The organism is Thermodesulfobacteriota bacterium (genome assembly GCA_035325995.1).
Lineage (GTDB): Bacteria > Desulfobacterota_D > UBA1144 > Nemesobacterales > UBA2774 > JADLGH01.
This window is the reverse complement of record DAOKYU010000025.1, coordinates 1-11468: the sequence shown is the minus strand read 5'-3', so window position 1 is coordinate 11468 and position 11468 is coordinate 1. Positions and strand designations below refer to the sequence as shown.

At 52.5% G+C, this 11468-nt stretch carries 11 protein-coding genes and 4 tRNA genes; 14 read left to right on the top strand and 1 reads right to left on the bottom strand.

The window, feature by feature from the left end:
- Positions 1–68 precede the first annotated feature (68 nt).
- Together PKC29_15140 and PKC29_15135 are read left to right on the top strand one after the other, a co-directional pair.
- A complete protein-coding gene (locus PKC29_15140) occupies positions 69–1025 on the top strand; it encodes a DUF262 domain-containing protein (protein ID HML96753.1) in 957 nt (318 codons plus the stop codon).
- A gap of 110 nt (positions 1026–1135) precedes the next feature.
- Complete coding sequence (locus tag PKC29_15135) at positions 1136–1345, top strand: hypothetical protein (protein HML96752.1); 210 nt, start codon at positions 1136–1138, stop codon at positions 1343–1345.
- 226 nt (positions 1346–1571) lie between these two features.
- Here PKC29_15135 and PKC29_15130 read toward each other — a convergent pair whose 3' ends face one another.
- The gene (locus PKC29_15130; protein ID HML96751.1) at positions 1572–2078 is read right to left on the bottom strand and encodes a hypothetical protein; all 507 of its coding nucleotides are present in this window, start codon (positions 2076–2078) and stop codon (positions 1572–1574) included.
- 119 nt (positions 2079–2197) lie between these two features.
- Here PKC29_15130 and PKC29_15125 point away from each other — a divergent pair, with 119 nt between their 5' ends.
- The 12 genes from PKC29_15125 to PKC29_15070 all read left to right on the top strand — a co-directional run bounded on the left by PKC29_15125 (position 2198) and on the right by PKC29_15070 (position 11378).
- Positions 2198–3382 (top strand): MFS transporter, encoded by a 1185-nt coding sequence (locus PKC29_15125; protein HML96750.1) that lies wholly within the window; start codon positions 2198–2200, stop codon positions 3380–3382.
- Between the two features lie 57 nt (positions 3383–3439).
- Positions 3440–3850, top strand: a complete 411-nt coding sequence (locus tag PKC29_15120) for a PaaI family thioesterase (protein ID HML96749.1) — start codon at positions 3440–3442, stop codon at positions 3848–3850.
- Positions 3851–3939: 89 nt separating this feature from the next.
- On the top strand, positions 3940–5403 hold the full coding sequence (lysS, locus tag PKC29_15115; GenBank protein HML96748.1) for a lysine--tRNA ligase: 1464 nt from the start codon (positions 3940–3942) through the stop codon (positions 5401–5403).
- On the top strand, positions 5400–6707 hold the full coding sequence (locus PKC29_15110; protein ID HML96747.1) for a lipoprotein-releasing ABC transporter permease subunit: 1308 nt from the start codon (positions 5400–5402) through the stop codon (positions 6705–6707). Before lysS ends, PKC29_15110 begins: the two co-directional genes overlap by 4 nt.
- Positions 6708–6710: 3 nt before the next feature.
- Positions 6711–7385 carry an ABC transporter ATP-binding protein gene (locus PKC29_15105; GenBank protein ID HML96746.1) on the top strand — a complete coding sequence of 225 codons (675 nt, stop codon included), beginning with the start codon at positions 6711–6713 and terminating at the stop codon, positions 7383–7385.
- Positions 7360–9777 (top strand): outer membrane protein assembly factor BamA, encoded by a 2418-nt coding sequence (gene bamA / locus PKC29_15100; GenBank protein HML96745.1) that lies wholly within the window; start codon positions 7360–7362, stop codon positions 9775–9777. Before PKC29_15105 ends, bamA begins: the two co-directional genes overlap by 26 nt.
- Positions 9778–9795: 18 nt before the next feature.
- Complete coding sequence (locus PKC29_15095; protein HML96744.1) at positions 9796–10308, top strand: OmpH family outer membrane protein; 513 nt, start codon at positions 9796–9798, stop codon at positions 10306–10308.
- A gap of 50 nt (positions 10309–10358) precedes the next feature.
- A complete protein-coding gene (fabZ, locus tag PKC29_15090) occupies positions 10359–10796 on the top strand; it encodes a 3-hydroxyacyl-ACP dehydratase FabZ (GenBank protein HML96743.1) in 438 nt (145 codons plus the stop codon).
- A 136-nt stretch (positions 10797–10932) separates the two neighbouring features.
- A tRNA-Thr gene (locus tag PKC29_15085) sits at positions 10933–11007 on the top strand.
- 46 nt (positions 11008–11053) lie between these two features.
- A tRNA-Tyr gene (locus tag PKC29_15080) sits at positions 11054–11136 on the top strand.
- A gap of 79 nt (positions 11137–11215) precedes the next feature.
- Positions 11216–11289: transfer RNA gene (locus tag PKC29_15075), tRNA-Gly, on the top strand.
- 13 nt (positions 11290–11302) lie between these two features.
- Positions 11303–11378 (top strand) — tRNA-Thr (locus PKC29_15070).
- The last annotated feature ends 90 nt before the right edge of the window (positions 11379–11468 follow it).

The following is an 11468-nucleotide window of genomic DNA, read 5'->3' as shown; positions in this document are numbered from 1 at the left end:
CTTACCAAGGAGAACTCTCTTTTACAATGGACTAGTTTTTAGGGGGAAGGTCAAAGGGAATAGTTGATATGTGGAAATCTCAAGACATTACCATACCTGAATTCCAACGTGAATTTGTTTGGAACATAAGACAGTCATCTTTACTGATGGAGTCCTTTCTATTAGGGTTGCCAGTTCCTCCGGTCTTCTTTTACATCGACGATGAAAATAAAAATCTCGTTATAGATGGGCAACAAAGAATACTGAGTACGGTGTTCTATTTCGAAGGATATTTTGGACTAGAAAACATACATGGAAAGCGACAAGTTTTTAGATTGCAAGGTCTTGATAAGAAAAGTCCATATTACAATAAGAAATATGACGAACTATCCGACTCGGATGAAAGAAAGTTAAAAAATACTGTTTTGAGAGCTATAAATATAAGGCAAGTGTCTCCAACTGGAGATAAGACAAGTATTTATCATATTTTTGAGCGGCTTAATACGGGAGGTACGCCACTAAAGCCACAAGAAATTAGAAATGTAGTTTTTCGTGGTGAAATAGTCCGCATCTTGAGAGAGCTTAACAAAGATCCAAACTGGCGACAGATTCTTGGTAAGACTACTTACGATAAACATCAAAAAGATGTAGAGCTCGTTTTGAGATTATTTGCTCTGAGTCAGAAAAGCGATGAATATGAAAATCCGATGAAAGAGTTTTTAAATAAGGCAATGGAACAAAACAAAAAAGGAGATACTAAAGGTATCCTAAAATTTGAAAAATTGTTTATAAAAACATCTGACTTGATAATTAATATGTTAGGTCCGAAGCCATTTCATGTAAGGGGGCCTCTCAATACTGCATTTCTTGATTCAGTTTTTTGTACTTTACTCAATAATATCAATAAAATACCGGACAATTTGAGCGAAAGATTTAAACAACTAAAAAAAGACAGAAAAATAAATGATGTAACTACTACATCTACAACTAATACGCAAATTGTACGAGAAAGATTTAGGTTAGTTAAAGAATATCTTATTGATTAAAAATGCCTTATCACGATCACTTTAAGATTGCAGACGACCTAATTCTGCATTTGGACTCATTTGTTGAAACAATTAATGATCCTTTTATCTCTTCACGATATGTAGGATTTGTGGCTGTCTCTGCAGTAACAGTATATGAGCTTGCTATAAAGGATATATTTACAGATTTCGCATCAGCAAAACACAAAGTTTTAGGCAACTTTACCCTTTTGTATTTTGAAAGACTTAATGGAAGAATAAAATTACAAGAGCTTAAAAATGATTATGTAAAACGGTTTGGTCAGAAATATGTAGTTCGGTTTCAAAAAAAAACTGGATGAAATAGAGAAAAAAAGCCTAAAGACTAATAAAATTAGCATTATTAATTCCTACTCAGAATTAATTAAGTGGAGACATGAATTTGCTCATCAGGGCCAAATAAATTCCATTGTCTCATACAATGAAATAACAGATTATTATCGACACGGAAAAGGTGTGATAAACTGTCTGGCAAATACTATGCGAATGTAACAGTATTAGATGAACGGAGTCTGAGGATCAAGCATCTTACTCCTCCCCCACAAAGCACACTTCGGGGTATTTCCTTCCCACGGATTTCCAGAATTCGGTAGTCGCCTGGTCGAGCTTGTATTTGGGATTTACTTCGACGAGTCCTGTGTCGAGGTCGATCTCGACCATCGTCTCGTCCTTCTCCGTTAGAAGGGCGAATTTCCTCGGGCCGATTATCTTGTAGTTGGAAACTATCTTCTGCTCGTCGCCTATGTTGAGCCCGACGGTCGGCTCCATGTGCACTTCGGGCTCGTCCGAGGGAATCTCTATGGTCTCGTCCCCGCCGCTTACGACGGTGCCTCCCTTTTCGGGAAGCTTCCCGCCCTCCGCCTTGGGGGCCGGAGCCGGCTGCGGCGGAGCGGACGTCTCCCTTACGACGATGCGCTCCGTGACGGGCGCTCCGTCACGCCCGAGGTCTATAGTTATGTTCTTGTTGGCGTAGAGGAGGTAGCTCGAAATCCCGAGAAGCACTGCAAGGATTAGAATCAGAAAGTTCTTGAACATGGTCAGCCGCTCTCGGGGCCGTGGGCCCCTTGTTTCGCCCTCTCACAAAGTATAACCTGCAGGGCCGCCGATTTTTATTATTAATTTTTGTTGTATAAGCTTATCCCGCCGGACGCGAGATGAACGATTCGATCCCCATGGACAGGCCCCTTTTCAACAGGGATTTTAACCTCGTAACACTCTTTATATTCATATTCTTTTTCAACTACCACGCCTTCATACTTCTGCCGCTCAGGATAGAAGAGCTCGGCGGGAGCGAGTCGATGATCGGCTTCATAATGGGGGCGGCGTCCATGGCGACAATCCTCACAACGCCCTCCGTCGGGATACTCATAGACCAATGGGGGCGGAAGCCGTTCCTCGTCGCAGGCGGGATACTCATATCGCTGGCGACGATACCGTTCGCGTACATTCATACGATAAACTTCCTCTTTCCACTCCTCCGGGTCCTCCACGGGGCGGCGCTTTCGCTGAGCTTCGTCGCGGCGGGGACTCTCATCGCCGACGTGTCCTCGCCCGGAAAGAGGAGCCGCGCGATAGGCATATTCGGGATGTTCAGCGTGATGAACTTCGCGCTCGCTCCTTACATCGGGAAGCTGATAGTGGACGCCTGGGGCTTCGACGACTTCTTTATATTCTGCTCCCTCCTCGGGGTGCCGGCCCTCCTGGCCGCCGTCTGGATAAGGGAGCCGCGCGTCCCCCGGGACAACGAAAGCATGCGCGGCTCGTTCGTTGGCGCGCTCAGGAGGCGGGGGGTAATGGCGGCCGCGTTCGCCCTCGTCGTCGCCGGGACGGGGTTCGTCCCCGCGATAACCTTCGTCCCTATATTCGCCGGCAGGATAGGCGTCGGCGCGTTCGAGCTCTTCTTCATAACGTATACGGTCGTCATCCTCGCCGTGAGGATATTCTTCGGATGGCTGCCGGACAAGTACGGGAAGAAGCTCGTATCGATTCCGGCGTTGTTCGTGTTCTCGGCGAGCATCGCGGGGCTCGGGCTCGTGACGGATTCCCTTACGCTCGTTATCGCCGGCATATTCTTCGGCGCGGGGCACGGGCTCTTCTACCCGGCCATATACGCCCTCGTCATAGACCTCACGCCCGACGAAGACCGGGGGAAGGCAGTTTCGATATGCAGCGTCGCCTTCACGTTCGGCGGGATGCTCGGGGTGTTCGCGTACGGCGTCGCCGCCGAGCTCGAAGGGTTCCGCGCCATGTTCGCCATTGCCGGGGCCGTCTGCGCGGCCGGGTTCCTCGTCTTCGCCATCTACGGGAAGGACCCGCAAAAAGCCCCTCGCGGCGCGTAAGGTTTCAATCCCTGATTTCACCGGTAATCTATATAATCCTTTACCCGGAGGTATTCGATGCCCGACGAAGATTTTTACATAAAGAATTTCCCAAGGGTGCCGTTCTGGGAGCACCTCGGGATAGAGATCGCGGAGGTAAAGCCCGGCTACGCGAGGCTCGTCATGGATACGCACGAGAACCTTGCAAACCCGTATGGATACACGCACGGCGGGGTGCTGTCTACGCTGGCCGATTCGGCGGCGGCGGTAGCGCTCGTCCACGGGCTCGACCTCGAGGACAAGCGCCTCATGACCATAGAGCTCAAGATAAGCTACATCAACCCTGTGAGCGGCGGCGTCATCGAAGCCAGGGCAAAGGCTCTCCGCGAGGGCAGGATAGTGCCCGTAGACGTCGATATCTATAACGAAAATGTACTTGTTGCCAAGTCCATAGCCACGTATATTATTCTGGACGCCAAGAAGGATTAATCTTCAATTTACGGTTAAAATACAGAAGCTTCCGGGGATGAGGGCGCGTTGACGGCGCTGCCCTTAGGGGTAGAAGCATTGATTCGACAATGGAAAACGAACAATACGAGCAGAGAAAAGAAAAGCTCAACGAACTTAGAGCCCTGGGAATAAATCCATACGCCAACGGATACAAGCCCGAGCACCTTGCCGGGGAGCTTCTCGCGAAGTACGGCGATATGCCTACAGAGGATTTCGAGAAGCTCGAGGACGTCTTCACCCTGGCGGGGCGCTTGGTCGCGCTCAGGGACTTCGGGAAGAGCCTCTTCTTCCACATAGCTGACAGGTCGGGGCGTATTCAGGGATACATGAAGGCCGACGTCGTCGGCCCGGACGAGCTCAAGCTCTTCAAGAAGTACGTGGACCTCGGGGATTTTATAGGCATAAAAGGCCGGCTCTTCAAGACGAAGACCGGGGAGCTCACGGTCAACGTAAGCGGGTTCACGTTCCTTACGAAGACCCTACACCCCCTTCCCGAAAAGTGGCACGGCCTTAAGGACGTCGAGATGAGGTACAGGCAGAGATACCTCGACCTCGTATCGAACTCGGACGTGAAGAATATATTCCTCACCAGAAGCAGGATTATAAGCCTTATACGGAGGTTCCTCGACGAGAGGGATTTCGTCGAGGTCGAGACCCCTATACTCCATCCCGTTGCGGGCGGTGCGGCGGCGCGCCCGTTCAGGACGCACCACAACGTCCTCGGCATGGATCTTTATCTGAGGATAGCCCCGGAACTTTATCTGAAGCGGCTCGTCGTGGGCGGAATAGAGAGGGTGTACGAGATAGGGCGCACGTTCAGGAACGAGGGCGTTTCGACGCAGCATAACCCCGAATTCACGATGATCGAGTTCTACCAGGCCTACGCGACCTTCGAGGACCTCATGGATCTCACTGAGGAGCTCATATGCTCCCTGGCCATGGAGCTAAAGGGCTCGCTCGTCTTCAAGTACGGGGAAGACACGGTCGATATGTCGCGGCCGTGGAAGAGGATGAACATCACGGAAGCCCTCGAAGAGAAGCTCGGGAAGGATACTGTCTCAGACAATGCGAAGCTCTTCGAGAAGGCCCGCTCAATGGGTATAGACCCCAAGGGCATAAGGGGGAAGGCCGTCGTCGAGATATTCGAGGCGCTCTACGAGCGGAACCTCGTGAACCCGACATTCGTCTACGGCTTCCCGCTCGACGTGTCTCCGCTCGCGCGGCGCAGCGAAGCCGATCCCGAGCTTACCGACAGGTTCGAGCTATACATAACGGGAAGGGAAATCGCGAACGCCTTTTCGGAGCTCAACGACCCGATAGACCAGAGGGAGAGATTCGAGGGGCAGCTCGAGCTTAAATCGAAGGGGGAGGAAGAGGTGCACGAGATGGACGAGGATTACGTTACCGCCCTTGAGCACGGCATGCCGCCGACGGCCGGCGAAGGCATCGGCATCGACAGGCTCGTCATGCTCTTCACCGATTCGCCTTCCATAAGGGAAGTCATTTTCTTCCCGCACCTGAAACCCGAATGAGCTACGAATTCTTCATAGGCCTCCGATACCTCAGCTCAAGGCGTAAGCAGAAGTTTACGTCAATCATAGGAATCATATCCGTGCTCGGCGTGATAATAGGCGTCATGGCCCTTAACGTCGTGCTCTCCGTCATGGGGGGGTTCGAGGAGGAGCTCCGCGACAAGATACTCGGCGTCAGCTCGCACGTCGTCGTCCTCAGCTACGAAGGGCCGATGCAGGATTACGAAAAGATAGAAAAGGACGCGCTCGCGTTTCCGGGCGTCGAAGGGGCGAGCCCGTTCATATACGGGCAGGGGATGCTCGCCAGCGAGAGGAACGTGTCGGGCACCGTCGTCCGCGGCATCGACCCGAAGACCGCCGGGAGCGTTACGAACATCGAGCAGGCCATCGGGCGCGGGATACTCGACACCGAGGGCAAGAAGGAAAAGATTCCCGACGAGCAGGCGGCCAGGATAGGGAAGGAGCTCCTGGGCAAGTTAAGCGTCGAAACCGAATCGGGGAGGCCCGCTATCCTCATCGGGAAGGAGCTCGCCGCCAACCTGGGCGTCGTCGAGGGCGACGAGGTGAGCCTCGTCTCGCCTTTCGGCAAGATGGGCCCGTTCGGGGCGACGGCGAAGGTCAAGAAGTTCGAGGTCATAGGAATCTTCGATTACGGCATGATAGAGTACGACTCCTCGATATCCTACGTCGGTCTTAAGGACGCGATGGAGTTCTTCGACATGGCCGGCCAGGCCTCGGGCGTCGAGGTGAAGGTCAACAACATCTACGCCGCGAAGACCATAGGGAACGAGCTCGCGTCGTCGCTCGGCTTCCCTTACTACGCCCGCAACTGGGAAGAGGTCAACAAGAGCCTATTCAAGGCGCTCAGGCTCGAAAGGATAGCCATAGCCATATTCCTCGGGCTGATAATCCTCGTCGCCGCGCTCGATATCGTGAGCGCCCTTACGATGGTGGTCATGGAAAAGGGACGCGACATCGCCATATTGAGGGCGATGGGGGCGACCAGGGAAGGCATACTCAAGATATTCGTTATAGACGGCATGATAATAGGGGTGATAGGCACACTCCTCGGCAGCCTGTCCGGATACGGCATCTGCTACATGCTCAAAACGAGCGAGACGATAAGAAAACTGATTCCGTTTGACAATAATGTCTATCCTATTTCCGAGTTTCCAGTTAAAATTGAACCGTTTTATTTTCTTACAGTTGCGGTTTGCAGCATATTGATATGTTTTATAGCGACACTCTATCCATCATTTCAAGCGTCTCGAAAAGATCCGATTGAGGCACTGAGGTATGAGTAAGGAATGGACATTCGAGTACGAGACTTGTGGAAGGTGTTCGAGACCAAAGGCGGCAAGGTAGAAGCTCTGAAAGGAATAGATATAAATATCCCCGGCGGTGAGACGCTTGCAATAGTAGGCGTCTCGGGTTCGGGGAAAAGCACGCTCCTTCACATACTCGGAACGCTGGAGCGCCCCTCGGACGGGCAGGTGCACTACGGCGAGACGGATGTCTTCCGGCAAAACGAGACGGAGCTTGCGGCTTTCAGGAACAGGGAGATAGGGTTCGTGTTTCAGTTCCACTACCTTCTCCCGGAATTCAGCGCCCTTGAAAACGTCATGATGCCGTGCCTCATAAACGGCATAGCTATGGAGCAGGCGAAGGATATGGCACTGCAGGTTTTAAAGAGGGTGGGGCTCGAGCACAGGCTCGAACACAGGCCCGGGGAGCTTTCGGGCGGCGAGCAGCAGAGGGTCGCGATCGCGCGGGCAGTCGTGCTCAAACCGAAGGTCATTCTGGCCGACGAGCCGACCGGCAACCTCGACCTCGACACCGGCGCCACTATACTGGATCTGTTCCTCATGTTAAACGACGAATACGGGATATCGTCCGTGATGGTTACTCATAATATGGATATCGCCAAGCGGCTGCAGAGGAGAATAAGGCTTTCCGATGGAAAAATCGTCGATGCGAATTAGCGCCTTCATGAACGGAGCCGCCCTTGTGGCCGTCGTATTCGTGCTCCTTTTTAGCGTACAGGTAAGGCCCGCAATACCGCAGGACGCGCCGCCGGCGGGCGATGCTGCGCCCGCGCCAACGCCTACAGTCCCTGATGCGGGTGGTGCCGATGCGGAAGGCGAGTCCGGGGTCGAAGCGGCTGCCTCGAAGACGATCGTCGCGGTAAATATAGAAGGCAACAAGAGGATCGCGAGCGAAGCGATAGCCCTCAACATAACCTCCAGGGTCGGCGAGCCGCTGTCCGCCGCCACAGTGAGAGAGGATATAAAGAAGATATACAACATGGGGTCCTTCGAGGACGTTTCCGCCGAAACGGAAGACGTCCCGGGAGGCGTCGAGCTTATATACGTCGTCAAAGAGAAGCCCGTGGTCGCCGACCTCAGGATAGTCGGGAACGACGACATCAAGAGCGACAAGATACTCGAAGTCATAACCGTCAAGGAAGGACGCATAATCGACCTTTCGAACGTCAAGAAGAGCCAGGAGGCCATAAGCGAGCTCTATTCGCAGAACGGCCTCGTCGGGACGGAGGTCACGTACAGCATAGAGCCCGAGGCCGAGGGCACGGTAAGCGTCACTTTTGAGATCAAAGAGGGTAAGAAGGCTTATATAAAGCAGGTCAACTTCGTCGGAAACGAGAACCTTCCGACCAAGGTCGTGAAAAAGGGCCTTTATTCCAAGCCCAAGGGAATGTTCTCGTTCATTTCGAAGAAGGGTCTCTACAACCCGCAGGAGATAGAAGGCGATTCCGACAGGATAAGGACTACTTACATAGATAACGGCTACCTCGACGTCAAGGTCAGCAAGCCCGAAATCGTCTACAGCGACGAGAAAAAGGGATACATAATCACCTTCAAGATAGACGAGGGGAAACAGTATACAGTCTCGGGGCTCTCCTTCGCGGGCGACCTGATCGCACCCGAAGACGAGCTCATGGCGATACTCAAGCTGAAGAGCGGCGAGATATTCAGGGGGAGCCTCCTCGCCGAGGACATAGCCGCGCTCACCACTTTTTACGGCAACAAGGGCTACGCCTTCGCGAACGTCGAGCCCGGGTTCAGGCTGGACAGGCAGAATCTCACCGTCGACGTGAGCTTTAACATCGAAAAGGGGATCGAGGTATACGTAAGGCAGATAGACATAATCGGAAACACGAGGACGAGGGACAAGGTCATAAGGCGGGAGATACCCATACAGGAAGGGCAGCTCTTTAACGCGACCAGGGTCGAGGCTATAAAGCCCAGGGTTACGAGGCTCGGGTTCTTCGAGGAAAACGTCGAAGTCGCTTCCGACAGGGTCCCCGGCAAGGAAGACGAGATCGATCTTAAGGTAAAGGTCGTGGAAAAGCCCACGGGGTTCTTCAGCGTCGCGGGCGGATTCAGCTCGGTCGAGACGTTCATCTTCGCCGGCCAGATCCAGGAAGCGAACCTCTTCGGTTACGGGAAGAGGATAACCCTTAACGCGCAGATAGGCGGCGTGACCCAGCTCTTCTTCGTCAATTACCAGGACCCCCACCTCTTCGATACGGACTGGACGATGGATATTCTCGTCTTCAGGACGGACAGGAGGTTCAGGGACTTCGACAGGAAATCGTGGGGGGGGAGCCTTTCCTTCGGCCGTCTTCTCTGGAGGAACCTGTCCGGAATGCTAACGTACAGGATAGAAAACGTAAAGATAGGCGACGTGGACAGCGACGCCAGGCTGATCATCACGAATTCCGACAGGACAATCAGCAGCGTCGGTGCGGGGATTATATGGGATTCGAGGAATAATTTCCTCGATCCGAGTGCTGGAAATTTGACCCGTACTGATGTAGAGTATGCCGGAGGTCCGTTCGGCGGAAATACGGACTTCATAAAGTACGGTATTTCCTCGAGACAGTGGTTTCCGCTGTGGTGGAGCACGGTATTTACGATCAGGGGGCAGTACGGGATAATCGATTTCAGCAATAACGGAAACGACCTCGTCGTCGGCGAGAGATACTTTCTCGGCGGCCCGAACTCGCTCAGGGGCTACGGCTTCAGAAGGGTAGGGCCGAGAGTTCCGACGGCGGACGGGGATTTCGTTATAATCGGCGGCGTACAGGAGCTTCTGTTCTCGGCCGATTATGTATTCCCGATCATGCCTTCCGTGGGGCTCAGGGGCTCGATATTCTTTGACATGGGAAATGCGTTCAACGATGGTCAGACGCCTACTCTGAACCCGATGGACCTGAAAAAGGACGTCGGCTTCGGTGTGAGGTGGATTTCGCCGCTCGGTCCTCTAAGGCTCGAAATCGGGTTTCCGCTCGGCGACAGGCTGCCCGGAGAAGACGCTTACGAGATACAGTTTACGGTTGGAACGTTATTTTAAATTCAAGGAGGTTTCAGCATGAGAGTATTTTTTCTTATCCTTGCCATGGTTTTGATGACGCCGGTGTTATCCTATGCGCAGGGTGGTGCAAAAATCGGGGTCATAGACCTTCAGATGGTTATCGCCAATTCGAAGGCCGGCAAGGCCGCGAAAAGCGCCTTCGAGGCTGAATTCAAACAGAAGCAGCAGATTATCGAAAGCAAAAGCGCCCAGCTCGAAAGCCTTAAGAACGAGTTTATACAGAACGGGCCTGTTATGAACGAAGCGACCCGTAAGCAAAAGGCGGCCCAGATCGAAAATCTCGACAAAGAGCTCCAGAGGTCGCGCGCCGACTTCAGGGACGAGCTTCAGAAGAGGGATTTCGAGCTTCTGGAGAAGATACTCAAGGACCTCGACGGAATCCTTCAGTCCATCGGGCAGTCGGAAGGCTACACGATGATAATAGAAAAGACCGAGGGCGGCGTGATCTTCTCGAATCCGTCAATAGATATAACGCAGAAAGTCATACAGGCGTATGACGCGAAGAACTGACGGTTCGGACGGACGGATTCTTTTAATAATACAAGGGAGTTAAAGTCATTTTGATTGACAAAGAAGGTATCAAGGGACTAATCCCTCACAGGGACCCGTTTCTTTTCGTGGACCGGGTTGTCGAGCTCGAGTCCGGCGCCAGGATAGTGGCTACCAAGACTTTCGGCCCGGAGGAAGACTTTTTCAGGGGGCACTTCCCTGGGAACCCGATAGTGCCCGGCGTTATTCTGATCGAGGCCATGGCCCAGACGGGCGGTGTCCTGGTGTATTCTTCGTTTACCGAGGAGATAAAGGCCGCGGGGCAAACGGGGGCATACCTCGCGGGGCTGGAAAAGGTGAAATTCAGAAAAGTGGTTTATCCGAACGACGAAGTGAAGATGGACGTGAGGATTGCGAAGAGGCGCTCGAGGCTCATAAAGTTCGAATGCGAGGCGTGGGTGGGTGACTCCAAGGTTACGGAGGCCGAAATTACAGTGTCTCTTTATTAATTGGTATTTTAGCCGGTTTCGGATCTTGACAATATGCTTCCTGTCGTGTTACAATAGGTGATTTTATACACGGGCGAATTCTATCTGTCTTTCATTATATAAATGGAGAACCGGTAAAGTCAGGGAATTCCATACGGCTGGCGTAGCTCAGTGGTAGAGCAGCTGATTTGTAATCAGCAGGCCGGGGGTTCAAATCCCTTCGCCAGCTCCACAGGAAAATGTCGCAAACAGGAAAAGTGTCTATGATTTACCACGGAGGGGAGGTGGCTGAGCGGTCAAAAGCAGCAGACTGTAAATCTGCCGGTGCAAGCCTACGTAGGTTCGAATCCTGCCCTCCCCATGGCAATAATATGAAAGGTGAAGAGTTTTTGTTTTCCAACATCACGAATCAGATAGTCAGTGGCTACAACGCATTCCAGGCGGGAGTAGCTCAGTTGGCTAGAGCATCAGCCTTCCAAGCTGAGGGTCGCGGGTTCGAATCCCGTCTCCCGCTCACCCTATTCACAGCCCACGTAGCTCAGCCGGCAGAGCACATCCTTGGTAAGGATGAGGTCAGCGGTTCAAGTCCGCTCGTGGGCTCCACTTGCTGTCTGAAGAGAGCCGTTTTTCCAACTACGTAAGGAGGTAGTATCGAGATGTCGAAGGAGAAATTTGCGCGGAAGAAGCCGCACT

Coding starts and splice junctions, on each gene's coding strand:
- PKC29_15140 (HML96753.1), top strand. CDS start 69: ATGTGGAAATCTCAAGACATTACCATACCTGAATTCCAACGTGAATTT.
- PKC29_15130 (HML96751.1), bottom strand. CDS start 2,078: ATGTTCAAGAACTTTCTGATTCTAATCCTTGCAGTGCTTCTCGGGATT.
- PKC29_15125 (HML96750.1), top strand. CDS start 2,198: ATGAACGATTCGATCCCCATGGACAGGCCCCTTTTCAACAGGGATTTT.
- PKC29_15120 (HML96749.1), top strand. CDS start 3,440: ATGCCCGACGAAGATTTTTACATAAAGAATTTCCCAAGGGTGCCGTTC.
- lysS (HML96748.1), top strand. CDS start 3,940: ATGGAAAACGAACAATACGAGCAGAGAAAAGAAAAGCTCAACGAACTT.
- PKC29_15110 (HML96747.1), top strand. CDS start 5,400: ATGAGCTACGAATTCTTCATAGGCCTCCGATACCTCAGCTCAAGGCGT.
- PKC29_15105 (HML96746.1), top strand. CDS start 6,711: ATGGACATTCGAGTACGAGACTTGTGGAAGGTGTTCGAGACCAAAGGC.
- bamA (HML96745.1), top strand. CDS start 7,360: ATGGAAAAATCGTCGATGCGAATTAGCGCCTTCATGAACGGAGCCGCC.
- PKC29_15095 (HML96744.1), top strand. CDS start 9,796: ATGAGAGTATTTTTTCTTATCCTTGCCATGGTTTTGATGACGCCGGTG.